The 22,557-nt window shown below is 68.7% G+C and carries 32 protein-coding genes; 23 read left to right on the forward strand and 9 right to left on the reverse strand.

Features of this window, described 5'->3' with window-relative positions:
• Positions 1 to 89: 89 nt before the first annotated feature.
• Positions 90 to 299: a hypothetical protein gene (locus ACFWBD_RS10825; RefSeq protein ID WP_385665650.1), complete on the reverse strand. Its 210-nt coding sequence runs from the start codon at positions 297 to 299 to the stop codon at positions 90 to 92.
• Positions 300 to 619: 320 nt separating this feature from the next.
• Here ACFWBD_RS10825 and ACFWBD_RS10830 point away from each other — a divergent pair, with 320 nt between their 5' ends.
• On the forward strand, positions 620 to 1,699 hold the full coding sequence (locus ACFWBD_RS10830; protein WP_385665652.1) for a hypothetical protein: 1,080 nt from the start codon (positions 620 to 622) through the stop codon (positions 1,697 to 1,699).
• A 113-nt stretch (positions 1,700 to 1,812) separates the two neighbouring features.
• Here the strand turns inward: ACFWBD_RS10830 and ACFWBD_RS10835 are convergent, their stop codons facing one another.
• From ACFWBD_RS10835 to ACFWBD_RS10855, 5 genes are all read right to left on the reverse strand, one after another.
• Positions 1,813 to 2,211, reverse strand: a complete 399-nt coding sequence (locus ACFWBD_RS10835; RefSeq protein WP_385665653.1) for a hypothetical protein — start codon at positions 2,209 to 2,211, stop codon at positions 1,813 to 1,815.
• Between the two features lie 116 nt (positions 2,212 to 2,327).
• On the reverse strand, positions 2,328 to 2,618 hold the full coding sequence (locus ACFWBD_RS10840; RefSeq protein ID WP_385665656.1) for a hypothetical protein: 291 nt from the start codon (positions 2,616 to 2,618) through the stop codon (positions 2,328 to 2,330).
• Positions 2,619 to 2,730: 112 nt separating this feature from the next.
• The gene (locus ACFWBD_RS10845) at positions 2,731 to 3,333 is read right to left on the reverse strand and encodes a hypothetical protein (RefSeq protein WP_020132649.1); all 603 of its coding nucleotides are present in this window, start codon (positions 3,331 to 3,333) and stop codon (positions 2,731 to 2,733) included.
• A 199-nt stretch (positions 3,334 to 3,532) separates the two neighbouring features.
• On the reverse strand, positions 3,533 to 3,946 hold the full coding sequence (locus ACFWBD_RS10850; protein ID WP_385665659.1) for a hypothetical protein: 414 nt from the start codon (positions 3,944 to 3,946) through the stop codon (positions 3,533 to 3,535).
• 450 nt (positions 3,947 to 4,396) lie between these two features.
• Complete coding sequence (locus ACFWBD_RS10855) at positions 4,397 to 4,888, reverse strand: helix-turn-helix domain-containing protein (RefSeq protein WP_385665661.1); 492 nt, start codon at positions 4,886 to 4,888, stop codon at positions 4,397 to 4,399.
• Between the two features lie 222 nt (positions 4,889 to 5,110).
• On the opposite strand from ACFWBD_RS10855, the gene ACFWBD_RS10860 reads away from it, so the two are divergent.
• Genes ACFWBD_RS10860 through ACFWBD_RS10870 form a run of 3 tightly spaced genes read left to right on the forward strand, consistent with a single transcriptional unit; the run spans position 5,111 to position 6,331 of the window.
• A complete protein-coding gene (locus ACFWBD_RS10860; protein ID WP_385665664.1) occupies positions 5,111 to 5,428 on the forward strand; it encodes a WhiB family transcriptional regulator in 318 nt (105 codons plus the stop codon).
• Positions 5,421 to 6,083 carry a hypothetical protein gene (locus ACFWBD_RS10865; protein WP_385665667.1) on the forward strand — a complete coding sequence of 221 codons (663 nt, stop codon included), beginning with the start codon at positions 5,421 to 5,423 and terminating at the stop codon, positions 6,081 to 6,083. The genes ACFWBD_RS10860 and ACFWBD_RS10865 overlap by 8 nt, the downstream gene beginning before the upstream one ends.
• Complete coding sequence (locus ACFWBD_RS10870; protein ID WP_385665704.1) at positions 6,080 to 6,331, forward strand: hypothetical protein; 252 nt, start codon at positions 6,080 to 6,082, stop codon at positions 6,329 to 6,331. The genes ACFWBD_RS10865 and ACFWBD_RS10870 overlap by 4 nt, the downstream gene beginning before the upstream one ends.
• A gap of 39 nt (positions 6,332 to 6,370) precedes the next feature.
• Here the strand turns inward: ACFWBD_RS10870 and ACFWBD_RS10875 are convergent, their stop codons facing one another.
• Positions 6,371 to 7,648, reverse strand: coding sequence for a hypothetical protein (locus tag ACFWBD_RS10875; protein ID WP_385665670.1), 1,278 nt, complete (start codon positions 7,646 to 7,648; stop codon positions 6,371 to 6,373).
• Between the two features lie 198 nt (positions 7,649 to 7,846).
• On the opposite strand from ACFWBD_RS10875, the gene ACFWBD_RS10880 reads away from it, so the two are divergent.
• The 5 genes from ACFWBD_RS10880 (at position 7,847) to tuf (ending at position 13,530) form a co-directional block, all read left to right on the forward strand.
• Positions 7,847 to 8,911, forward strand: coding sequence for a glycosyltransferase family 2 protein (locus ACFWBD_RS10880; RefSeq protein ID WP_385665702.1), 1,065 nt, complete (start codon positions 7,847 to 7,849; stop codon positions 8,909 to 8,911).
• A gap of 257 nt (positions 8,912 to 9,168) precedes the next feature.
• Entirely contained in the window at positions 9,169 to 9,540 is a 372-nt protein-coding gene (gene rpsL / locus ACFWBD_RS10885; protein ID WP_003948652.1) for a 30S ribosomal protein S12, read from the forward strand.
• 3 nt (positions 9,541 to 9,543) lie between these two features.
• On the forward strand, positions 9,544 to 10,014 hold the full coding sequence (rpsG, locus tag ACFWBD_RS10890; RefSeq protein ID WP_020132641.1) for a 30S ribosomal protein S7: 471 nt from the start codon (positions 9,544 to 9,546) through the stop codon (positions 10,012 to 10,014).
• A 39-nt stretch (positions 10,015 to 10,053) separates the two neighbouring features.
• The gene (gene fusA, locus ACFWBD_RS10895) at positions 10,054 to 12,180 is read left to right on the forward strand and encodes an elongation factor G (protein ID WP_385665672.1); all 2,127 of its coding nucleotides are present in this window, start codon (positions 10,054 to 10,056) and stop codon (positions 12,178 to 12,180) included.
• A 156-nt stretch (positions 12,181 to 12,336) separates the two neighbouring features.
• On the forward strand, positions 12,337 to 13,530 hold the full coding sequence (gene tuf / locus ACFWBD_RS10900) for an elongation factor Tu (RefSeq protein ID WP_351757707.1): 1,194 nt from the start codon (positions 12,337 to 12,339) through the stop codon (positions 13,528 to 13,530).
• Between the two features lie 122 nt (positions 13,531 to 13,652).
• Here the strand turns inward: tuf and ACFWBD_RS10905 are convergent, their stop codons facing one another.
• Positions 13,653 to 14,687, reverse strand: a complete 1,035-nt coding sequence (locus ACFWBD_RS10905) for a hypothetical protein (RefSeq protein ID WP_385665675.1) — start codon at positions 14,685 to 14,687, stop codon at positions 13,653 to 13,655.
• Positions 14,680 to 15,285, reverse strand: a complete 606-nt coding sequence (locus ACFWBD_RS10910) for an RNA polymerase sigma factor (protein ID WP_385665678.1) — start codon at positions 15,283 to 15,285, stop codon at positions 14,680 to 14,682. The genes ACFWBD_RS10905 and ACFWBD_RS10910 overlap by 8 nt, the downstream gene beginning before the upstream one ends.
• A 533-nt stretch (positions 15,286 to 15,818) precedes the next feature.
• Between ACFWBD_RS10910 and rpsJ the strand changes: the two genes are divergently transcribed.
• The 14 genes from rpsJ to rplE all read left to right on the forward strand — a co-directional run bounded on the left by rpsJ (position 15,819) and on the right by rplE (position 22,557).
• On the forward strand, positions 15,819 to 16,127 hold the full coding sequence (rpsJ, locus tag ACFWBD_RS10915) for a 30S ribosomal protein S10 (protein ID WP_003948644.1): 309 nt from the start codon (positions 15,819 to 15,821) through the stop codon (positions 16,125 to 16,127).
• A gap of 18 nt (positions 16,128 to 16,145) precedes the next feature.
• A complete protein-coding gene (rplC, locus tag ACFWBD_RS10920; protein WP_020132636.1) occupies positions 16,146 to 16,790 on the forward strand; it encodes a 50S ribosomal protein L3 in 645 nt (214 codons plus the stop codon).
• Positions 16,791 to 16,797: 7 nt separating this feature from the next.
• Positions 16,798 to 17,454 (forward strand): 50S ribosomal protein L4, encoded by a 657-nt coding sequence (rplD, locus tag ACFWBD_RS10925; RefSeq protein ID WP_020132635.1) that lies wholly within the window; start codon positions 16,798 to 16,800, stop codon positions 17,452 to 17,454.
• Positions 17,454 to 17,873, forward strand: a complete 420-nt coding sequence (gene rplW / locus ACFWBD_RS10930; RefSeq protein ID WP_020132634.1) for a 50S ribosomal protein L23 — start codon at positions 17,454 to 17,456, stop codon at positions 17,871 to 17,873. The genes rplD and rplW overlap by 1 nt, the downstream gene beginning before the upstream one ends.
• 40 nt (positions 17,874 to 17,913) lie before the next feature.
• Entirely contained in the window at positions 17,914 to 18,750 is an 837-nt protein-coding gene (gene rplB, locus ACFWBD_RS10935; protein WP_020132633.1) for a 50S ribosomal protein L2, read from the forward strand.
• Positions 18,751 to 18,762: 12 nt separating this feature from the next.
• Positions 18,763 to 19,044: a 30S ribosomal protein S19 gene (rpsS, locus tag ACFWBD_RS10940; RefSeq protein WP_020132632.1), complete on the forward strand. Its 282-nt coding sequence runs from the start codon at positions 18,763 to 18,765 to the stop codon at positions 19,042 to 19,044.
• Between the two features lie 41 nt (positions 19,045 to 19,085).
• Positions 19,086 to 19,433 carry a 50S ribosomal protein L22 gene (rplV, locus tag ACFWBD_RS10945; protein WP_385665681.1) on the forward strand — a complete coding sequence of 116 codons (348 nt, stop codon included), beginning with the start codon at positions 19,086 to 19,088 and terminating at the stop codon, positions 19,431 to 19,433.
• Positions 19,433 to 20,266: a 30S ribosomal protein S3 gene (gene rpsC / locus ACFWBD_RS10950; protein ID WP_054238784.1), complete on the forward strand. Its 834-nt coding sequence runs from the start codon at positions 19,433 to 19,435 to the stop codon at positions 20,264 to 20,266. Before rplV ends, rpsC begins: the two co-directional genes overlap by 1 nt.
• A 5-nt stretch (positions 20,267 to 20,271) precedes the next feature.
• The gene (gene rplP / locus ACFWBD_RS10955) at positions 20,272 to 20,691 is read left to right on the forward strand and encodes a 50S ribosomal protein L16 (protein WP_006140905.1); all 420 of its coding nucleotides are present in this window, start codon (positions 20,272 to 20,274) and stop codon (positions 20,689 to 20,691) included.
• Positions 20,691 to 20,915, forward strand: a complete 225-nt coding sequence (rpmC, locus tag ACFWBD_RS10960; RefSeq protein WP_005481220.1) for a 50S ribosomal protein L29 — start codon at positions 20,691 to 20,693, stop codon at positions 20,913 to 20,915. The genes rplP and rpmC overlap by 1 nt, the downstream gene beginning before the upstream one ends.
• Entirely contained in the window at positions 20,915 to 21,202 is a 288-nt protein-coding gene (gene rpsQ, locus ACFWBD_RS10965) for a 30S ribosomal protein S17 (RefSeq protein ID WP_351757722.1), read from the forward strand. Before rpmC ends, rpsQ begins: the two co-directional genes overlap by 1 nt.
• 103 nt (positions 21,203 to 21,305) lie before the next feature.
• The gene (gene rplN / locus ACFWBD_RS10970) at positions 21,306 to 21,674 is read left to right on the forward strand and encodes a 50S ribosomal protein L14 (RefSeq protein WP_003992364.1); all 369 of its coding nucleotides are present in this window, start codon (positions 21,306 to 21,308) and stop codon (positions 21,672 to 21,674) included.
• A 2-nt stretch (positions 21,675 to 21,676) separates the two neighbouring features.
• Positions 21,677 to 22,000 carry a 50S ribosomal protein L24 gene (gene rplX / locus ACFWBD_RS10975; protein WP_030039760.1) on the forward strand — a complete coding sequence of 108 codons (324 nt, stop codon included), beginning with the start codon at positions 21,677 to 21,679 and terminating at the stop codon, positions 21,998 to 22,000.
• Positions 22,000 to 22,557: a 50S ribosomal protein L5 gene (gene rplE, locus ACFWBD_RS10980; protein WP_020132628.1), complete on the forward strand. Its 558-nt coding sequence runs from the start codon at positions 22,000 to 22,002 to the stop codon at positions 22,555 to 22,557. The genes rplX and rplE overlap by 1 nt, the downstream gene beginning before the upstream one ends.

Raw genomic sequence — 22,557 nt, forward strand, 5'->3', positions numbered from 1 at the left:
GCCCCACCCGTGGCACGGATCTGGCCTCCGAGATGTGCCGGCCCGTGCCTGGCGCGCCGTTCGGGCGGCGGGCCCCGTGGTATCGGCCGCTAGGGCCTGCGGCGGCACTGCACCCGCCGCGCCTCCGTCAGGGCGTCCGACCAGCCGGCCGCGTAGGCGCGCGACTCCCGGGCGAGCAGTTCCTCGTACACCTGGTCGAGCAGGGCCTCGCGGTCGGGGGGCGTGGTGTGCAGGAGGTGGGCGAGGCGGGTGTAGGTGTCGATCGGCTGCTTCGGGGAGTTGCTCGTGCCAGTCACCATGTCGGCCTGCTTTCCGGTCTGTCCGCTGGGCTGTGGTACAGGTGGCGCCTCTGGGGGGCGTTCGAAAACGTGTGTTCGAACTAGTGTACGAGTAATCCTGTGGTGTCGTTCCGTGTTTGGCGAGGAGCACCCGTCGTTCAGCGGTCGGGACCTGCGGTGATGCCGGGGTGCGGCCGAAGTGCCGCCCAGGTTCGTGGAGTAGGATCCGGCCGTTCTCCCGTCGGATTCGAAAAGGTGAACAGCGGCACTCCGCAAGGGAACTGAGTGACCGCCAGACGACGGTGGACGGCGACGGGCAGCCGTCCTCGCGCGGGGGCGCGATGGGGCCAGGGGACGAGAGCAAGGCCTACGGGGTGGACGGGGACGCGAGCAACGTGCGGCGCGAGCATGTGATCGATTGGCTCGAACAGGCCTCCGATCTGCCGCATCTCATCGCCCGGGTCTCGGAGCTGGTCCTGCTGCTCGGCCATGAACCGGACGACCTGGTGGTCCTTCCCCGCAGCGAACTCGACCGGCGGGAACTGGCCGCGTACAGCGCGGGCTGGGCCGACGTGGTCGACGAACAGCTGCCCGCGATCCGCCGCGCGTACGAGGAACGGATCACCGCCGCCTACCTCCAGGGCCAGGAGGACGCCCGCACCGGCCACCGCCCCCGCCGGGCCCGACGGGCCGAGGGGGAGCGCGAGCACGAGCGCGGCGGCGAGGTCATTCCGCTTCCCTATGTCGAACTGCTGCGCCCTCCCTCCGCATGGACGCGCGTGGAGGAGCGCGGCGAACGAGAACGATCGGTGGCGGACGGGACCCCGGTGCCGTCGCCTCCACCGGGAGGGGGGACGGACGGGGGCGAGGAGGCTTCGTACGGCGACCCGCGCGGCCCGGTCAACGTTGTCGGGACGACGAGCGCGACGAGCGCGAGTGGCCCGGTCAGGGGTTCGCACGAGGGGGACCGGGACGTCGTTGACGAGGTCGGAGGCGCCGGTGGGGCCGAGGCCGGCTCCGGTGCCGAGGGGGACATCCTGCTCTCCGCCCGTGAGGTGCGGGGGAAGCGCGTCACGTCCTCCGACCGGCGGCCGGTGGTCCGGCGCAACGGCCGGCCGAGCGTGCCCCCGCTGGCCCTGCCCGGCGAGATCGGAGTCGCGGGACGGGAGAAGGCACGCAGGCCGGACGGCTCCGGGACCGCGGAACGGCCACCGCAGGAGCGGCCCGAGCGGGCTGGCCGGGCCGGGCAGGCTGGCCGGGCCGAGTGGCCGGAGCCGGTCGAGCCTGCCCGCCCGCAGGACGCCCGCGACGAACCCCGGCCCCGGCTGCTTTCGGACAAGGCCCGGGCCCTCGCGGACGAACTGGAGGGCCGGGCCGGCCGCCGCCGGGACGAGCAGAACGGCCCGCCGGACTCCCGTTGAGCGGAGCCGACGGCTACGCGTGAGCAGTCGTCCGGCGGCCGTCCGGTGGGCAACCGGGCGAATCGGCGGATGAAGCAGATCAGCCGACGAAGCGGGTCAGCCGACGAAGCGGGTCAGCCGAAGAAGCGGGCCAGTTGGAATGCCGACGGGGCTCCGTCCGGCGCGGCAGCCCGCGACTGGTCCGCTGCGGTGTCCGGCCCCGGGGCCGACCGTCCGACGTCCCCGGAGCGCTCGCCGGACTCGCCGGACCTCCCGTGACCCTCCTCGGAGTACGCGTCGCCGTCGCCGTCGCCGTAGATGTCGTTCTCGGTCAGGTCCGTCGGACGCGGCACCGGAGCCGGGGCGTCCGGCTGCTCCCCCTCCTCCGAGTTGACGCAGGCGAACATCCAGTTCGCCGCCGCCAGATGGTCCACGGCGGCGGCCAGCAGATGGTCGCTCACCGACCACTCGGCGGCCTCGCCGTGCAGTTCCCGGTTCAGCGCGCTGTCGCGCGGCAACTGCTTGATGAGCACCGCGAGCCGCCGCGCGGAGAGGCGCTCGCGGTGCCAGTCGAGCAGATCGATCCCGTAATAGCGGAGCAGGTCCGCCTCGAGGGCCTCGGCGTGTTCGTCGACGAACCCGACGAGGCTCAGCCTTCCCCCAGGCCGAGCCCGGTCTCCTTGCCGTAGGCCTCCAGGATCGCTGCGATGTCCTGCATGGTGACCTCGTGCCGCTCGAAGCGGGCGAACTGCTTCTCGCCCATGAGCAGGCCGAGCAGCCCGTCCACGTCGTTGTCGTCGAGCTCTCGCAGCGCCTTCGCGGTGGCGCGGGTCAGCTCCGTGGGCAGGGTGAAACTCTCGTCGTCGAGCTCGAACGACCAGGTGCGGCCGAGCGCTTCGAGGCGCTGGGCGCGGGCTGCGTTGACGTCGAAACGGGCCATGGTGATAGGTGCTCCTCGGGTCGGTGAGGTGTCCGTGCGGTGGGTTGAGCGCAGGGGTGGGGGCCCGGGGTGGAACGGGCACGGGACCCGCCCCACCCCGGTGGCCGGTGGGTCAGGACGCGGCGTACGCGGCGTCCTTCATCACGAAGCTGGCCAGCGCCGAACCGTCGGCGGCGGCCATCGCCGTGTAGGTGATGCCGAGCTGGGCCGCCGACTTGCGGGCCAGCTTGATGTCGTCCGCCGCCGTGACCTGGCCGCGCGGCACACCGAAGCGGTAGGTCACCGTGGCGCCGTCGGAGGCGCGGACGTCCGTGAACTCCAGGCCGAGGGCGCGCACGTCGGCGTACGGGCGGTCGGCGATCTCGTACTTGTAGACGCCGGTCGAGCCGGTGACCGCCTCGACCGCGCCGCCGCCCATGAAGAACGGCAGCGTGTCCTCGTTGAACTGCATCAGCGAGAACTTCAGGGTCAGGTCGCGGTCCGAGTACACGAAGTGCACCGGGCTCACGGCCTGCCACACGTCGACCGGCTCCAGCTTGTCCTTCTTGCTGAAGGTGACGCCCTCACCGGAGGTGAAGCCGAGGTTCTTCCAGCCGGTGGCCCAGTCGGTGGACGGGTCGGTGGAGAAGGTCGTCGGAACCTTGGTGTCGGCGGCGGCGACGTAGAGCCGGCCGACACCTGCGATGCGGATCTCGGAGGAGTTGGTTCCTGCCATGGGTGGGTCTCCTTACAGAGGGGTGTGGAGTGGTGCTGGGTGCCGTCGCCCGGTGGACAAGCGCTCCGGGTACGGCGAAGGCCCCGCCGTGTGGACGGCGGGGCCTTCGGTCGGTGGGCGCGGAGCGGGAACCGCCCGCGCGGGGTGCGTCGGCGGATGTCTCGGCCGATGTCTCGGCCGGATGTCCCAGCCGGCTGTCTCAGTAGACGTCGAGGAACACCTTGAGGACGCTGACGTAGCGGTTGGCGGCGGAGTAGAGGTAGTCGGGCAGCCAGCGCGGGCCGTCCTGCTCCTCCACCTCGGTGATGAGGTTCGTGCCGTACCGCTTGCCGGCCGCGGCCAGCAGTGCGCGGCGGGCGGAGTTGGCCAGGACGTGCGCGGCCTGCTTGGTCGGGCCGTACACCTCCAGCTCGATCAGCGGCTGGTCGACGTGCAGCTCGCCGATCCACGCTCCGCCGCGCCGGTTGACGAGGACGGCGGCGGTCCTGCCGTCGAAATTCGCGGGCGGTTCGACGGCGACGAGCGCCGTGGAGAGCGCCGAGTCGGCCTCCAGGATGTCGACGACCAAGGCCTCGACGTCCGGGAAGGCGCTCGGTGGGGTGGGTGTGGTCATGCCGGGTCACCTCGCCGGGAAGAAGGGGAAGTCGCCGGGCGGGCGCCGCGCGGGGGCGGGGAAGGGGAGGTGCGCGGCGCCTCGGCCCGGCCTACGGCGGTGGGTGCGGCCCGCTCGGGGCTCGCGGGCACAGCTCCGCCGCTGCACCAACTGTGACAGACGAGCGTGCGCGCACGCAACTAAAACGGCGAGAGAGATGTGGGAGGAGGTACGGGAGGGGCGGGGGTGCAGGGGCGGCGCAGGGGTGAGCGCAGGCCAGGGAGGGGAGGGGGAGCGCGGAGGGGAGCGGGGGGAGGGCGGAGCGCAGGCGCCAGCCGTGGTGCGGGTCGGTGAAGCCGTGGGGGTGCGGGTCGTTGGAGCCGTGGTGCCGTCGACCGGAGCCCCCGTCGGCCCACGGGCGCCCTTCGATCGGAACCGGCACGGCATGCGTGACCGGTGGTTCCGGCTGGGTCAGTCGGCGGTGGGCGCGGCCGCGGCCGTCTCCACCAGGACCCGCCGGTCCTCACGCGCCTGCGTCGCCCCGGCCTCGGCCTCGCTCGGCAGGAACTGCTCCACCACCCGGACGAACATCTCCCGCCGGTCGGCGGGCACGCCCAGCAGGTCGGCGACCTCCTCCAGGGTGGGGCGGCGGCCGAACTCGGCGCTGGGCGCGGGCGAGGCCAGGTAGTCGTGCGGGTCGGCCAGTTCCTCCGCGGTCAGCCGGCCGGAGCGGATGAGCATGTCGCGCACCGGCACGCCGAGCACGCGGGCGAGCCTGCGGGTGGTCTCGAGGTCCGGCATGCTCTGCCGCTGGAGCAGTCGGGTGACCGCGGCGCGGTGCACGCCGGCCTCGTCCGCGATTCTCGACTTGCCGCCGCCGCGTGGGCTGTCGATGTCGTAGCCGCGTTCGCGCATGAGGTCTTCGACCCACGCGGCGAATGCGTCCAAGCCCTGGTTGGTCATGTCTTTCTCTCTTCCTTCGGGGGTGGGCAAGAGTTTAGCTTGCTTGCGCGCGCGGAATTACGTGCTCTCGAGCAAGCACTGAGGAAAATTCGTGCCGTTCGTGGAGATTCGGGGGACGCCGAAGATCCTGCTCCGCCTGAATTTCGTTGCGGGCGCGCACGCAATCTGTAGTCTAGGGGGCGTTCACCCAGTACGGCTCGTTCACGAACCCAGGGGGGTCCCATGTCCATGCCCGAAACCAATTCCTGCCCATCAGCCCCCGGTTGGCAGTCCGCGGCCGCCTGTGGCGGGCTCTCCCCACGGGTCGTCTTCTCCAAGAAGGCCAAGATCGCCGCCCCCGCGCTCCGGGCCTGCGCCGGCTGCCGCGTGCGGCGGGCCTGCGAGGAGACGGTGGCACCGGCCGACAACTGGTTCGACGGCGTCTGCGGCGGCCGTCTCTGGCGCTCCGGCCGCCCGGTCCCCGTACCCGCGCATCTCCTCCCGCCGGCCCCGGCCGCCCGCCTCGCCCACCTCCCGGCCCAGGGCGGCACCCGTGGCTGAAGCCTGCGAGGGCCGCCCCACCGCCCAGGCCGCCCTCTGGATCGGCACCCTTCTCCAGCAGTTCCCCGAGCTGTCCACGGAACTGGTCCCCGGCCGCACGACCCCCGCCCACCGCCCCGCCGGACCGCGGCCCCCCGCCGATCTCGGCGCCCGCCTGCGCGAGGAGCGCGAGGAACAGCTGCTCCTCCAGCAGCGGCACGGCCTCGTGGCCCCCGGTCACGGCGCGGCCCCGCTCCGCCTGCATGTCTCCGACGCCATCCGCGACATCACCGACGGCGTGCTCGAACTGGAGGAGGCGGTACGCGACCGGCTCGGTCTGCCCCGTCCGCGCCGCGCCCCCGTGCCCGAGCGGCTGCGCAGGATCGCGTCCCTGCTCGACCGCGTGGCCGCCGACACCGTCCTGGCCGCGCACGTACGCGACGAGACCCGCCGGATGGCCCGCCGCTGCGCCCGTGCGCTGGGCGACACCGAGACCGTCGTACGGGTCGCCGGCCGCTGCCCCTGGTGCGACTCCGTCTCCCTGCGGGCCTTCCCCGACCGCGCGGCCGTCCTCTGCGTCAACCCGGCCTGCCGCTGCCCGGAACCGGACTGCGGCTGCCACGACGACCCGGCCTACCGGCACACCTGGGACGAAGGGGAGTGGGCGCGCGCATGAGCACCACGGACCGACGCACTCCGGACCGACGCGCTTCCGACCGACCAGCCCTCGATCGGCGCGCCACCGGGCAACCGACCCTGATTCCGGGCCCCCTCGCGGCCCAGGAGGTCGGTGTGGCCCCCGCCACGATTCGCAAGTGGGTCCAGCTGGGGCACCTCGAGCCGGCCGGCAAGGCGGGACGGGCCCAGCTCTTCCGCCTGGAGGACGTGTTCGCCGCAGAACGCGCCACCCGCAGGGCCCGGTGACCTCCGGACCCTGCGCCGAACCGGATCACCGCACCGGGTCTACGGAATGCCCAACTCGAAGATCACGTAGTGCGCGTACCACCCCGACGCGAGGGCCGCCGTCCCGAAGAACACCGCAAGGCTCGGCCACTTCAGCCGGCTCAGCGCCGCCGCCGGGGCCAGCAGCAGCGGGAAGACCGGCAGCAGGTACCGCCCCGTGTTGCCGAACATCTGCTGGGTGCCCAGCACGGTGATCACGCTCGCCAGCGTGTACGCCACCAGCACCAGCGGCGGTTTCCTGCGGAGCATCAGCGCGATCAGGAAGGGCAGCGCCAGCACCAGCTGTACGCCGAGGAGGTCGGGGACCGAGAACGCGAACAGATAGTCGTGGCGGCCGGTCGCCGTGTTGCCCAGCACGTCGAGCGTGTAGGAGCCGAAGTCGAAGTAGTGCGCCCACCCCTCGCGCTGGAGCGTGAAGTACGCGGTGAGGTCGCCCATGCTGAGACCGACCCAGGTGACGTAGGTGAGCAGGCCGAGCGGCGCGGCGAACATGGCGTACAGGGGTCCCGACACCCCGTGCTCGCGCCTGCTCTCCCGCCGGGCCAGGGCGACGATCGCGGCCAGCCCGACCGCGCCGATGAGCGCGGCGGAGGTCGGCCGGTTGAGCCCGGCCACGAAGGCGAGCAGCCCCGCCGCGACCCATCGCCGCTTCATCACGCAGTAGCAGCACCAGGAGGCGATGGCGACGAAGACCGACTCCGAGTAGACCGCCCACTCCACGCCCGCCCCGGGTACCACCGCCCACAGCCCGGCCGCGATCGTGCCCGCCCGCACTCCGGCGAGCGTGGCGACCACGGCGTAGATGCCGGCGGCCGCGACGAAGGAGGCGAGCACCGAGACCAGGAGCCCGGAGCCGAACAGCCCCAGCCCGGTGATCTCGGACACGCCCCGGATCAGGCCCGGGTAGAGCGGGAAGAAGGCGACCGAGTTCTGCTTGACGGTGAACAGGCCGCCCGGGGCGAGCTGTTCCAGCGGGCGGGGGTCGTACCCCTTCTCGGCGACCTGGAGGTACCACCAGCCGTCCCAGGTGGCCAGGACGTCCCACCAGTGGGCGCCGCCGCCGAAACGCGGGTTCTTCTTCTGGTATTCGTCGGCCGACTCCAGGAGCCAGGCGAACACGGTCAGGCCCACGAGCTTCGTGACGCCGTAGAGGAGCAGCGGAGCGAGGTACGGTCGTACACCGTCCGGCAGGCTGAGGCGGCGCAGTCTCCGCGAGCGCTCCTGTGGCCCGTCGGGCACGGCGGAGTCCGTCGCCGTGTCGCTGGAAGCCGTGCTCATGGCTGGGGTCCCCCCTCGGCCGATCGCCGGACACCCAGGGGCGGCACCGCTGTCCGGATGATCGTGGAGTGTGGTCATAAGAGTGCGGTCATAAGATCGCAACAGAGTCGCACATGTGCGCCACAGGTTGGGGGAGGACGGGTGACCGAAGCGCCGAACGCCACGGCCGCGGCGACCGTCTTGTCGGTCGTCATACCCATGTACAACGAGGAAGAGGTTCTTCCCGCGCTGGTCAGCCGGTTGCGCCCGGTCCTGGCGGACCTCGGCGTCGGCTACGAGGTGGTCGCCGTCGACGACGGCAGCACCGACCGCACGGCCGAGCTGCTGGCCGCCTTCCGGCTCGGCTGGCCGGAACTGCGGGTCATCGGCCTGCGCCGCAACTCCGGCCACCAGGCCGCCCTCACCGCGGGCCTGGACCGCGCGCACGGCGCGTACGTCGTCAGCATCGACGCCGACCTCCAGGACCCGCCCGAGAAGATCCCCGAGATGCTGGCGCTGGCCCGCGCCGAGGGCCTCGACATCGTCTACGGCATCCGCGCCGACCGGGCCAGCGACACCGGCTTCAAGCGGTGGACGGCGGGCCTGTACTACCGGCTCGTCCGCCGTCTCGCCGGACCGTCGGTGCCGGCCCAGGCCGGCGACTTCCGGCTGTTGAGCCGGGCCGCCGTGGACGCGCTGAAGGCCCTGCCGGACCAGCAGCGGGTCTACCGCCTCCTCGTGCCCTGGCTGGGCTTCCCCAGCGGAGAGGTCCGCTACGAGCGCGCCCCGCGGCCGGCGGGCCAGAGCAAGTACCCCCTCGGCCGGATGATCCGGCTGGCCGTCGACAGCGTCACGGGCTTCTCGGCGGCGCCTCTGCGCATCGCCACCTGGCTGGGCGGCTTCGCGTTCCTGGTCTGCCTGGCCCTGATGATCTACACCCTGAGCGCCCACGCCTTCCAGCACACCGTCCCCGGCTGGACGTCCCTCTTCACCGGCGTGCTGTTCATCGGCGCGGTCCAGCTGATCTGCGTCGGCCTGCTCGGCGAGTACGTCGGCCGCATCTATACGGCCGTCCAGAACCGTCCGACGTACTTCATCGGTCACGACACGGCGGCGGGTGCGGCTGCGGGCGTGGCGGCGGAAACGCCGGGAGATCCGGCGACGGGCGCCGCGAGGCGGCCGCTCCGGGCCGGCGACCCGGCCGTGCCGTCCCCGGCGTCGCCCCCGGAGGGCTCCGCCGACGCTGCGGCCCCGGTATCACAGGGGCTGGGGCGGCGCTCGTAAACCTCCGGCGTGTCGAAGGCGGAGGTTCTGTTTTGACCGGAGTGAATGCGCTAGGTACGCTCAGACCTTGTGCCTGGGGTGTGCCCTGGCCCTCGTGCGTGTCTTCAACCGCACACGGGGCCTAGCTAGCGGCCACCGTGATCTGCGCCTCTTCCTGCCTCACGGCGGAAGTTCGCCGGATCCGACACACCCGACCGCGTGGGTCGGCGAAGTTCCAGGTTAGCTTCACCATTCGGCACACAGAAACCGGAGAAGTAGTGCCTACGATCCAGCAGCTGGTCCGGAAGGGCCGGCAGGACAAGGTCGAGAAGAACAAGACGCCCGCACTCGAGGGTTCGCCCCAGCGTCGCGGCGTCTGCACGCGTGTGTTCACGACCACCCCGAAGAAGCCGAACTCGGCCCTGCGTAAGGTCGCGCGCGTGCGTCTGACCAGCGGTATCGAGGTCACTGCTTACATTCCGGGTGAGGGACACAACCTGCAGGAGCACTCCATCGTGCTCGTGCGTGGTGGCCGTGTGAAGGACCTGCCCGGTGTTCGCTACAAGATCATCCGCGGTTCCCTTGACACCCAGGGTGTCAAGAACCGCAAGCAGGCCCGCAGCCGCTACGGCGCCAAGAAGGAGAAGTAAACAATGCCTCGTAAGGGCCCTGCCCCGAAGCGCCCGGTCATCATCGACCCGGTCTACGGTTCTCCTCTTGTCACGTCGCTCATCAACAAGGTGCTGCTGAACGGCAAGCGCTCCACCGCCGAGCGCATCGTCTACGGTGCCATGGAGGGCCTGCGCGAGAAGACCGGCAACGACCCGGTCATCACGCTGAAGCGCGCCCTCGAGAACATCAAGCCGACCATCGAGGTCAAGTCCCGCCGTGTCGGTGGCGCGACCTACCAGGTCCCGATCGAGGTCAAGCCGGGTCGCGCGAGCACCCTGGCGCTGCGCTGGCTCGTCGGTTACTCCCGCGCCCGTCGCGAGAAGACCATGACCGAGCGCCTCCTCAACGAACTTCTCGACGCGTCCAACGGCCTCGGCGCCGCTGTGAAGAAGCGCGAGGACACCCACAAGATGGCCGAGTCCAACAAGGCCTTCGCGCACTACCGCTGGTAGTCGCTACCCACATCGAGACCGAGAGAAGACGAAAGCCTCATGGCTACCACTTCACTTGACCTGGCCAAGGTCCGCAACATTGGGATCATGGCCCACATCGACGCGGGCAAGACGACCACCACCGAGCGGATCCTGTTCTACACCGGCGTCTCCTACAAGATCGGTGAGGTCCACGACGGCGCCGCGACCATGGACTGGATGGAGCAGGAGCAGGAGCGTGGCATCACGATCACCTCTGCTGCCACCACCTGTCACTGGCCGCTGGCCGACGTCGACCACACCATCAACATCATCGACACCCCGGGCCACGTCGACTTCACCGTCGAGGTGGAGCGTTCGCTTCGCGTGCTCGACGGTGCCGTGACGGTGTTCGACGGCGTCGCGGGTGTCGAGCCCCAGTCCGAGACCGTGTGGCGTCAGGCGGACCGCTACGGCGTCCCGCGTATCTGCTTCGTCAACAAGCTCGACCGGACCGGTGCGGAGTTCCACCGCTGTGTCGACATGATCAGCAGCCGCCTCGGTGCGACGCCGATCGTCATGCAGCTCCCGATCGGTGCCGAGGCCGACTTCAAGGGCGTCGTCGACCTGGTCACGATGAAGGCCTTCGTGTGGTCCGCCGAGGCGGAGAAGGGCGAGATGTACGACGTCGTCGACATCCCGGCCACCCACACCGAGGCTGCCGAGGAGTACCGCGGCAAGCTCGTCGAGACCGTCGCCGAGAACGACGACGAGATCATGGAGCTGTACCTGGAGGGCCAGGAGCCTTCCGTGGAGCAGCTGTACGCCGCGATCCGTCGGATCACCATCGCGTCCGGCAAGTCCAGCGACATCACGGTCACCCCGGTGTTCTGCGGTACCGCGTTCAAGAACAAGGGCGTTCAGCCCCTGCTCGACGCGGTCGTGCGCTACCTCCCCTCCCCCCTGGACGTCGAGGCCATCGAAGGCCACGACGTCAAGGACGCGGAGCTGGTCGTCAAGCGCAAGCCGTCCGAGGACGAGCCGCTGTCCGCCCTCGCGTTCAAGATCATGAGCGACCCGCACCTGGGCAAGCTCACCTTCGTCCGGGTCTACTCGGGCCGCCTGGTGTCCGGCACTGCCGTGCTGAACTCCGTCAAGGGCAAGAAGGAGCGCATCGGCAAGATCTACCGCATGCACGCGAACAAGCGTGAGGAGATCGAGGCGGTCGGCGCCGGCGACATCGTCGCCGTCATGGGTCTGAAGCAGACCACGACCGGCGAGACGCTGTGCGACGACAAGCAGCCGGTGATCCTGGAGTCCATGGACTTCCCGGCTCCGGTCATCCAGGTCGCCATCGAGCCCAAGTCGAAGGGCGACCAGGAGAAGCTGGGCATCGCGATCCAGCGCCTGGCCGAGGAGGACCCGTCGTTCCAGGTCCACTCGGACGAGGAGACCGGCCAGACCATCATCGGTGGCATGGGCGAGCTGCACCTCGAGGTGCTGGTCGACCGTATGCGCCGTGAGTTCAAGGTCGAGGCCAACGTCGGCAAGCCGCAGGTCGCCTACCGTGAGACCATCCGCAAGGCGGTCGACCGGGTCGACTACACGCACAAGAAGCAGACTGGTGGTACCGGCCAGTTCGCGAAGGTGCAGATCGCGATCGAGCCGATCGAGGGCGGCGACGCCTCGTACGAGTTCGTGAACAAGGTGACCGGTGGTCGTATCCCGAAGGAGTACATCCCTTCGGTCGACGCCGGTGCGCAGGAGGCCATGCAGTTCGGCATCCTCGCCGGTTACGAGATGACCGGCGTGCGCGTCACCCTGCTCGACGGTGGCTACCACGAGGTGGACTCCTCCGAGCTCGCGTTCAAGATCGCCGGTTCGCAGGCCTTCAAGGAGGCCGCGCGCAAGGCCAGCCCCGTGCTGCTCGAGCCGATGATGGCCGTCGAGGTCACCACGCCCGAGGACTACATGGGCGAGGTCATCGGCGACATCAACTCCCGCCGTGGTCAGATCCAGGCCATGGAGGAGCGGGCCGGTGCCCGCGTCGTCAAGGGCCTGGTGCCCCTGTCGGAGATGTTCGGCTACGTCGGCGACCTCCGCAGCAAGACGTCGGGTCGCGCAAGCTACTCGATGCAGTTCGACTCCTACGCCGAGGTTCCGCGGAACGTCGCCGAGGAGATCATCGCGAAGGCCAAGGGCGAGTAACACACTCGGTTTACACGCCGTAGGCTTGACTCCGGAGCCTCAAGGGGCAAACAGCCGCATCCCCGGATGTTTGCCCCCTGGACCCGGGCTTTCCAGCAAAGATCACCTGGCGCCGATGAAGCAAGGCGTTCCAGAACCACTCCCAGGAGGACCCCCGTGGCGAAGGCGAAGTTCGAGCGGACTAAGCCGCACGTCAACATCGGCACCATCGGTCACATCGACCACGGTAAGACGACCCTCACGGCCGCCATTACCAAGGTGCTGCACGACAAGTACCCGGACCTGAACGAGGCCTCGGCCTTCGACCAGATCGACAAGGCTCCCGAAGAGCGTCAGCGCGGTATCACCATCTCCATCGCGCACGTCGAGTACCAGACGGAGGGCCGCCACTACGCCCACGTCGACTGCCCGGGTCACGCGGACTACATCAAGAACATGATCACCGGTGCCGCGCAGATGGACGGCGCGATCCTCGTGGTCGCCGCCACCGACGGCCCGATGCCGCAGACCAAGGAGCACGTGCTCCTGGCCCGCCAGGTCGGCGTTCCGTACATCGTCGTCGCCCTGAACAAGGCCGACATGGTGGACGACGAGGAGATCCTGGAGCTCGTCGAGCTCGAGGTCCGTGAGCTCCTCTCCGAGTACGAGTTCCCGGGCGACGACCTGCCGGTCGTCAAGGTCTCGGCGCTCAAGGCGCTCGAGGGCGACGCCGAGTGGGGTCAGTCGGTTCTCGACCTCATGGCCGCCGTCGACGAGGCGATCCCGACCCCCGAGCGTGACGTCGACAAGCCGTTCCTCATGCCCGTCGAGGACGTCTTCACGATCACCGGTCGCGGTACGGTCGTCACCGGCCGTATCGAGCGTGGTGTCCTGAAGGTCAACGAGACCGTTGACATCATCGGCATCAAGCAGGAGAAGACCACCACCACGGTCACCGGCATCGAGATGTTCCGCAAGCTGCTCGACGAGGGCCAGGCCGGTGAGAACGTCGGTCTGCTGCTCCGCGGCATCAAGCGCGAGGACGTCGAGCGCGGCCAGGTCATCATCAAGCCGGGTTCGGTCACGCCGCACACCGACTTCGAGGCCCAGGCCTACATCCTGTCCAAGGACGAGGGTGGCCGCCACACGCCGTTCTTCAACAACTACCGTCCGCAGTTCTACTTCCGTACGACGGACGTGACGGGCGTTGTGACCCTCCCCGAGGGCACCGAAATGGTGATGCCGGGTGACAACACCGAGATGAAGGTGGAGCTCATCCAGCCCATCGCCATGGAAGAGGGCCTGAAGTTCGCCATCCGCGAGGGTGGTCGCACGGTGGGCGCCGGCCAGGTCACCAAGATCACCAAGTAGTTCTTGCTGATCGACCTGGTAGCTCCAGCCTGAGCTGAGCACCTGAGAGGGCCCGTACGACTTCGGTCGTACGGGCCCTTTCGTATGGGCGGGCGGCGAGTGGCTTCGTCCCGCCGGGCGACTCAGTTCCGCTCGCCGGCCTTGTCGACGACGACCGTGGCGACACGGGTGGCCGTGGCGATGACCGTCCCCTTCGTCAGGAACGGGCCCCCGGAGGCCTTGCCGCCCACGTAGTAGCCCATTCCGGCCACCCAGCGGACACCGCGATAGGCGAAGGTGTGCGGGTCGAGCAGCACCTGCATGCTGTTGCGCTCGTATGCGTAGTCACGGAAGTTGCCGTCGATGCCGATCGCCAGGACCTCCCGTCCGGCGCCGTCGGTCACCTCGACCGGCTCGGTCGCTCCCTCCAGGCCCGTAATGATCCGGTAGATCGTCCGAGCCTTGTCGGCCGGGACGGTGGAGGCTCCGGAGAGCACCTCGACCACCTCGTCGAAGTCGCGCTGGGCCTGGGTCAGCCGGTACGCGCTGGTGATGCGGGTGGGGACGGACTTCTTGAGGATCGCCTTCAGCGCGGAGCCGGGGGCGTCGGGCAGGGCGGCCAGCAGGGCGTCCGTTTCCCGGGGCGCGAGCATCTCCGTTGCCGACGGGCCGCTGGGGTCGTTCCACACCCGCACGTCGTCCGGATCGCTGGTGTTCTGTTCCGGCACGGCCGTGGAAAGACCGTCGTAGCGGATCCAGTGGTCATCGTCGATCGACCTGGTCGTCTTCGGGTCGCACGGTCGCGGTCCGGCTGACAGAGCGAGCGAGCCGACCTCGCTGTACGCGGAGCCACTCCCGCCGGCGGGGCAGTTCAGCAGGACCAGCCGCACCCGTTGGTACACCCACGAGTCCGGCCGGGCGGTCGCCGTCGGAGCAGGCTGCGTCGGTGTCCTGCCGTCCTCGTGCAGTGTCAGGGTGGAGAGCAGTGCCGCGGCCGTCACCGCGGCGACCGCTCCGGCGGCTTTGAGCTGCCATCCGGCGCGTCCGCGTCGGGGCTGCCCGGCGATCTCGTCCAGCAGCCGCTGACGGGCCGGGGTGAGCCGGGCGTGGTCGGGCACGGGAGCGTCGGCGCGCAGCTGACGGACCGCTGTCATCTCGTCCATCGCCGGTTCAGCCATGGCCGATCACCTCCGCGGAGTCGTGTACGAACATGGGGTCCGCGTCACCGAGGGCGAGGCGTACCTTTCTGCGGGCCCGGTGGAGGCGGGAGCGCACCGTGCCCACCGGGATGGACAGCGCCTCGGCGACCTCCTGGTAGCCGAGGTCCGCCCAGGCGACCAGCAGCAGGACGTCCCGGTCGCCGCGTGAGAGACCGGCCAGCGCGCCGGCCAGGCGGCCCTGTGCGGCCTGGGCGGTGACCCGGCTGTCGCTGCGGTCGGTCCAGGAGTCGGCCACGGGGTCGTGTCCCGTGCGGGCCAGGGCTCTGAGCGCCCGCACCTCGGTACGGCGCTGCTTGCCGATGAGGTTGGCGGCGATTCCGTACAGCCAGGGCCGGGCGCCGGCGCGCGAGGCGTCGTAGCGTCCCCGCGTGCGGAACGCGGCCAGAAAGGTCTCGGCGGTGATGTCCTCGGCCGCGTCCTCGCCCAGTCGTCGGGCCGCGTACCGGTGGATCACCGCCGCGTGCCGGTGGTAGAGCTCCCCGAACGACTCGGGCCGGGTCAGGGAGTCGGCGATGACGGAGGCGTCCTCGTCATGTCTGCCAGGGGGGCTGTTCACGCGGGCTCCGTGTCTGCCGTCGGTCGGATACACCCGTTGTTACCCGTAGCCCTCGAACGGGTTCACGGTGACCGGCCTCACAAGCGGGCCCCGAAAGGCCCCGGTTGGAGCGGCTGGTCGTTTGACCTACGTCACGTTCGGGGTATTGTCTCCGGCTCGATTGGCGGAGGCGGTGCCCCATATGGCAGACTGTCGGAGTTGCTCGGTCGAGTGTTGATGCTGTGCGCCTCCCGCCGGGAGGACCGAAAGCGAGTCCCACAGTACTCGTCGCCCTAACTGCCTGTTGGCAGCGCTGGGGCGGACGTACGGGAATCTTTCGGGAAGTTTCAGTGCAGCGCCGACCAGGCACCCGGTGGGCCTTTCGTCCCCGGCTTGCGGTTCCGGAAGGGCCGTGCTTTCCCAGCAGGGATGTTCGAACAAGGGGCATCTGTGTCGGTGACAGCGCGACACACCCGACCGCGTGGGTCGGCGGAACGAAGTGAACAGACCATCTGGTTCCAGAGCGTTAGAAGAGACAGGACTACTGAGTAGCCATGGCGGGACAGAAGATCCGCATCCGGCTCAAGGCCTACGACCACGAGGTCATCGACTCCTCGGCGAAGAAGATCGTCGAGACGGTGACCCGCACTGGTGCGTCGGTCGCGGGCCCGGTGCCGCTGCCCACTGAGAAGAACGTGTACTGCGTCATCAAGTCGCCGCACAAGTACAAGGACTCGCGCGAGCACTTCGAGATGCGCACGCACAAGCGTCTGATCGACATTCTCGACCCGACGCCCAAGACCGTTGACTCTTTGATGCGACTCGACCTCCCGGCCGGTGTCGACATCGAGATCAAGCTCTAGGGGCCGGTGATCTGAAGAATGGCTAAGCAGATCAAGGGCATCCTGGGCGAGAAGCTCGGCATGACGCAGGTGTGGGACGAGAACAACCGTGTTGTTCCGGTCACCGTCGTCAAGGCCAGCCCCAACGTCGTGACCCAGGTCCGTACGAACGACAGTGACGGCTACGAGTCGGTCCAGATCGCCTTCGGCGAGATCGACCCGCGCAAGGTGAACAAGCCCCTCAAGGGTCACTTCGCCAAGGCCGACGTCACCCCCCGTCGCCACCTCGTCGAGATCCGCACCGCGGACGCCTCCGAGTACACGCTGGGCCAGGAGATCACCGCTGAGGTGTTCGAGGCCGGCGTGAAGGTCGACGTGACCGGCAAGAGCAAGGGCAAGGGCTTCGCCGGTGTCATGAAGCGTCACAACTTCAAGGGCCTCGGCGCCGGACACGGCACCCAGCGCAAGCACCGCTCGCCCGGTTCCATCGGTGGCTGCGCCACCCCGGGCCGCGTGTTCAAGGGCCTCCGCATGGCGGGTCGCATGGGCAACGAGCGTGTCACCACCCAGAACCTGACCGTCCACGCCGTTGACGCGGAGAAGGGTCTGCTGCTCATCAAGGGCGCTGTCCCCGGTCCGAACGGCGGCCTCGTCCTGGTCCGCACTGCGGCCAAGGGGGCCTGAGGTACCGATGAGCACTGTTGACATCCTTTCGCCTGCAGGCGAGAAGACCGGAAGCGTCGAGCTCCCCGCGGAGATCTTCGGCGTGGAGAAGATCAGCATCCCGCTGATCCACCAGGTCGTCGTCGCGCAGAACGCCGCGGCCCGTCAGGGCACGCACAAGACCAAGCGCCGCGGTGAAGTCCGCGGTGGCGGTAAGAAGCCTTACCGTCAGAAGGGCACCGGCCGCGCGCGCCAGGGCTCGACCCGCGCGCCGCAGTTCGCCGGTGGTGGCGTCGTCCACGGCCCGCAGCCGCGTGACTACTCGCAGCGGACCCCGAAGAAGATGAAGGCTGCCGCTCTGCGTCACGCCCTCACCGACCGGGCCCGCCACAACCGCATTCACGTCGTCACCGGCGTGATCGAGGGCGAGGCTCCCTCCACGAAGGCCGCTCGTACGCTGTTCGGCAAGATCTCGGAGCGCAAGAACCTGCTCCTGGTCGTCGACCGCGCCGACGAGGCCGCGTGGCTGTCCGCCCGCAACCTGCCCCAGGTGCACATCCTGGAGCCGGGCCAGCTGAACACGTACGACGTGATCGTCTCGGACGACGTGGTCTTCACCCAGGCCGCTCTCGAGTCCTTCGTCGCCGGCCCGCAGGCCAACGACACCGAAGGGAGTGACGCCTGATGGCTACGCGTCACCCGAGCATCGCCTCCAAGGCGGCCAAGGTCGCCAAGGCCGCGCGCGTCGCCAAGGCGAAGCGCCACGCCACCGAAGGCAAGAACACCGTCGTCACCGCGCCCAGCAAGGCGTTCACGGACCTCCGTGACGTGCTGCTGAAGCCGGTCGTGTCGGAGAAGAGCTACGCGCTCCTCGACGAGAACAAGTACACGTTCATCGTCGCCCCGAACGCCAACAAGACCCAGATCAAGCAGGCCGTCCAGGCGGTCTTCTCGGTCAAGGTCACCGGCGTCAACACGATCAACCGCATCGGCAAGCGCAAGCGCACCAAGACCGGTTTCGGTCAGCGTGCCGGCACGAAGCGCGCGATCGTGACCCTTGCCGAGGGCGACCGTATCGACATCTTCGGCGGTCCGACCGCCTGAGGGCGGTCCGGATCGTCCGATATCGGACGAGGACTGAATAATGGGAATCCGCAAGTACAAGCCGACTACGCCGGGCCGTCGTGGCTCCAGCGTCGCCGACTTCGTCGAGGTCACGCGGTCCACGCCGGAGAAGTCGCTGGTCCGCCCGCTGCACAGCAAGGGCGGCCGTAACAACGCCGGTCGTGTGACCGTTCGCCACCAGGGTGGCGGACACAAGCGCGCCTACCGAGTGATCGACTTCCGTCGTCACGACAAGGACGGCGTGCCGGCGAAGGTCGCGCACATCGAGTACGACCCCAACCGCACCGCGCGCATCGCGCTGCTGCACTATGCCGACGGCGAGAAGCGCTACATCCTCGCCCCGCGCAACCTGTCGCAGGGCGACCGCGTCGAGAACGGTCCCGGGGCCGACATCAAGCCGGGCAACAACCTGGCGCTCCGCAACATCCCGGTCGGTACCACGATCCACGCGATCGAGATCCGTCCCGGTGGCGGCGCCAAGTTCGCCCGCTCCGCCGGCGCTTCGGTGCAGCTGCTCGCGAAGGAGGGCACGATGGCCCACCTTCGTATGCCGTCCGGTGAGATCCGTCTGGTCGACCAGCGCTGCCGCGCCACGGTCGGCGAGGTCGGCAACGCCGAGCAGAGCAACATCAACTGGGGCAAGGCCGGCCGTAAGCGCTGGCTGGGCGTCCGCCCGACCGTTCGCGGTGTGGCGATGAACCCGGTTGACCACCCCCACGGTGGTGGTGAGGGCAAGACCTCCGGTGGTCGCCACCCGGTCAGCCCCTGGGGTCAGAAGGAGGGTCGTACTCGTTCGCCGAAGAAGGCTTCGAACAAGTACATCGTCCGCCGCCGCAAGACGAACAAGAAGCGCTAGGAGCGGGTTTAGATGCCGCGCAGTCTCAAGAAGGGGCCCTTCGTCGACGGACACCTCGTAAAGAAGGTGGACGCCCAGAACGAAGCCGGTTCCAAGAACGTCATCAAGACCTGGTCCCGTCGCTCGATGATCATCCCGGCCATGCTGGGTCACACGATCGCGGTGCACAACGGCAAGACCCACATTCCGGTGTTTGTCACCGAGTCGATGGTCGGCCACAAGCTCGGCGAGTTCTCGCCGACGCGCACCTTCCGGGGTCACGTCAAGGACGACCGGAAGTCGAAGCGCCGCTAACGCGGGGTGGAATGACCATGACAGACACTGGAAGGACAACCATGGAAGCCAGGGCCCAGGCGCGGTACATCCGCGTCACGCCCATGAAGGCCCGCCGGGTGGTGGACCTTATCCGTGGCATGGACGCCACGGAGGCTCAGGCGGTCCTGCGTTTCACCCCGCAGGCCGCGAGCGTGCCGGTCGGCAAGGTGCTTGACAGCGCCATTGCCAACGCCGCGCACAACTACGACCACACTGACGCCGACAGCCTCTTCGTCTCCGAGGCGTACGTCGACGAGGGTCCGACCCTGAAGCGGTTCCGTCCGCGTGCCCAGGGCCGCGCATACCGGATCCGCAAGCGGACCAGCCACATCACCGTGGTCCTCAGCAGCAAGGAAGGATCCCGGTAATGGGCCAGAAGGTTAACCCGCATGGGTTCCGGCTCGGCATCACCACGGACTTCAAGTCCCGTTGGTACGCCGACAAGTCGTACAAGGAATACGTCGGAGAAGACGTCGCCATCCGTCGGATGATGACGTCCGGCATGGAGCGCGCCGGCATCTCGAAGGTGGAGATCGAGCGCACCCGTGACCGCGTGCGTGTGGACATCCACACCGCTCGCCCGGGCATCGTCATCGGCCGCCGCGGCGCCGAGGCCGACCGTATCCGCGGCGACCTGGAGAAGCTGACCAAGAAGCAGGTTCAGCTGAACATCCTCGAGGTCAAGAACCCCGAGGTCGACGCTCAGCTGGTGGCTCAGGCCGTCGCCGAGCAGCTCTCCTCCCGCGTCTCCTTCCGTCGCGCCATGCGTAAGAGCATGCAGTCGGCGATGAAGGCCGGCGCCAAGGGCATCAAGATCCAGTGCGGTGGCCGCCTCGGTGGCGCCGAGATGTCCCGCTCGGAGTTCTACCGCGAGGGCCGTGTGCCCCTGCACACGCTCCGCGCGAACGTGGACTACGGCTTCTTCGAGGCCAAGACGACCTTCGGCCGCATCGGCGTGAAGGTCTGGATCTACAAGGGCGATGTCAAGAACATCGCCGAGGTCCGCGCCGAGAACGCTGCTGCCCGCGCCGGCAACCGCCCGGCCCGTGGTGGCGGCGGCGCCGACCGCCCGGCCCGTGGTGGCCGTGGTGGCGAGCGTGGCGGTCGCGGTCGCAAGCCGCAGCAGGCTCCCGCTGCCGAGGCCCCCAAGGCCGAGGCTCCGGCGGCCGCTCCGGCTGAGAGCACCGGAACGGAGGCCTGACCGAAATGCTGATCCCCCGTAGGGTCAAGCACCGCAAGCAGCACCACCCGAAGCGCCGTGGTCAGGCCAAGGGCGGTACGACGGTCTCGTTCGGCGAGTACGGCATTCAGGCCCTCACGCCGGCGTACGTGACCAACCGCCAGATCGAGGCGGCCCGTATCGCGATGACCCGCCACATCAAGCGTGGCGGCAAGGTCTGGATCAACATCTACCCGGACCGCCCGCTCACGAAGAAGCCTGCCGAGACCCGCATGGGTTCCGGTAAGGGTTCTCCCGAGTGGTGGATCGCGAACGTGCACCCGGGACGGGTCATGTTCGAACTGTCCTACCCCAACGAGAAGATCGCCCGTGAGGCCCTTACTCGCGCAGCCCACAAGCTGCCGATGAAGTGCCGGATCGTCAAGCGCGAGGCAGGTGAAGCGTGATGTCGGCCGGTACCAAGGCGTCCGAGCTGCGCGAACTGGGTGACGAGGAGCTTCTCAACAAGCTCCGCGAAGCCAAGGAAGAGCTGTTCAACCTCCGCTTCCAGGCGGCGACGGGTCAGCTCGAGAACCACGGTCGGCTCAAGGCCGTCCGTAAGGACATCGCGCGGATCTACACCCTGATGCGTGAGCGCGAGCTGGGCATCGAGACGGTGGAGAGCGCCTGATGAGCGAGAGCAACGTGACTGAGAACACCCCCGAGGCGCGCGGTTTCCGCAAGACCCGTGAGGGTCTCGTCGTCAGCGACAAGATGGACAAGACCGTCGTCGTCGCCGTCGAGGACCGCGTGAAGCACGCGCTGTACGGCAAGGTCATCCGCCGTACGAACAAGCTCAAGGCCCACGACGAGCAGAACGCCGCAGGCGTCGGCGACCGTGTCCTCCTCGCGGAGACCCGGCCGCTGTCCTCGACGAAGCGCTGGCGCATCGTCGAGATCCTCGAGAAGGCCAAGTAATTCTCCTGCGGGCATCCCCGCAGGACAGTTCCGCCAGGCTCGGTGAGCTCCGTAAGTCATTTACGGAGCTCGCCGGGAACCGGCAGACACACAGGAGATAGACGTGATCCAGCAGGAGTCGCGACTGCGCGTCGCCGACAACACTGGTGCGAAGGAAATCCTTTGCATCCGTGTGCTCGGTGGCTCCGGTCGCCGCTACGCGGGCATCGGTGACGTCATCGTCGCCACCGTCAAGGACGCGATCCCCGGCGGTAACGTGAAGAAGGGTGACGTCATCAAGGCGGTCATCGTTCGCACCGTCAAGGAGCGTCGCCGTCCGGACGGCTCGTACATCCGCTTCGACGAGAACGCCGCTGTCATTCTGAAGAACGACGGTGACCCTCGTGGCACCCGCATCTTCGGCCCGGTCGGCCGGGAGCTGCGCGAGAAGAAGTTCATGAAGATCATCTCGCTGGCTCCGGAGGTGCTGTAAGCATGAAGATCAAGAAGGGCGACCTGGTCCAGGTCATCACGGGTAAGGACAAGGGCAAGCAGGGCAAGGTCATCGCGGCCTTCCCCCGCGAGGACCGTGTCCTGGTCGAGGGTGTCAACCGGGTCAAGAAGCACACGAAGGCCGGTCCGACGGCCAAGGGCTCCCAGGCCGGCGGCATCGTGACCACCGAGGCCCCGATCCACGTGTCCAACGTTCAGCTGGTCGTGGAGAAGGACGGCAACAAGGTCGTCACGCGCGTCGGTTACCGCTTCGACGACGAGGGCAACAAGATCCGCGTTGCCAAGCGGACGGGTGAGGACATCTGATGGCTACCACCACGACTCCGCGTCTCAAGACGAAGTACCGCGAGGAGATCGCGGGCAAGCTGCGTGAGGAGTTCTCCTACGAGAACGTCATGCAGATCCCCGGCCTCGTCAAGATCGTGGTCAACATGGGTGTCGGCGACGCCGCCCGTGACTCGAAGCTCATGGACGGTGCCGTCCGTGACCTGACCACCATCACCGGTCAGAAGCCGGCCATCACCAAGGCCCGCAAGTCCATCGCGCAGTTCAAGCTGCGTGAAGGTCAGCCGATCGGTGCCCACGTCACGCTTCGTGGCGACCGCATGTGGGAGTTCCTGGACCGCACCCTGTCGCTCGCGCTTCCGCGCATCCGCGACTTCCGTGGTCTGTCCCCCAAGCAGTTCGACGGCCGTGGCAACTACACCTTCGGTCTCACGGAGCAGGTCATGTTCCACGAGATCGACCAGGACAAGATCGACCGTGTCCGGGGTATGGACATCACCGTGGTCACCACGGCGACCAACGACGCTGAGGGCCGTGCGCTCCTTCGTCACCTCGGCTTCCCCTTCAAGGAGGCGTGA

It is taken from the genome of Streptomyces sp. NPDC060002 (assembly GCF_042737245.1).
Lineage (GTDB): Bacteria > Actinomycetota > Actinomycetes > Streptomycetales > Streptomycetaceae > Streptomyces.